The sequence below is a fragment of the Polaromonas sp. P1_F8 genome (genome assembly GCF_056405635.1).
In genome coordinates, this window is record NZ_JBFUBS010000022.1 from 1 (window position 1) to 432 (window position 432).

Consider the following 432-nt stretch of genomic DNA (forward strand, 5'->3'; position numbering starts at 1 on the left):
AGGAGTATTTATGAAACGTTCAATGCAAAAGGGTTTTACCCTGATCGAATTGATGATCGTCGTGGCGATCATTGGTATCTTGGCCGCTGTGGCTCTGCCTGCTTACCAGGACTACACCAAGCGCGCCAAACTGTCGGAACTGATTTTGGCCGCGTCTTCGTGCCGTACGTCGATCACGGAAACCTTCCAGTCCGCCACCAGCACGGCGCTGCCAGCCGCTGGTTCGTGGGGCTGTGAAGTTGCCGCTGGTTCGGGCAACAGCAAGTACGTCAATGCGATCACGACCAATGGTGGCGGCATCATCAGCGTTCAGGCTTCGACGACGATGAACGACTCGCTGATCAACAGCCAGTGGCTGTCGCTGGTTCCTTACTCGCAAGGCGCCAGCACGGGCCTCGCACCTGGTTCGCTGATCAGCGAATGGCGCTGCGG

At 57.6% G+C, this 432-nt stretch carries 1 protein-coding gene; it reads left to right on the top strand.

The features are described from left to right. Positions 1-10 precede the first annotated feature (10 nt). Positions 11-432: pilin (locus tag AC1D1J_RS22600; RefSeq protein WP_477695930.1), on the top strand; the 422-nt coding region annotated here is incomplete at its 3' end.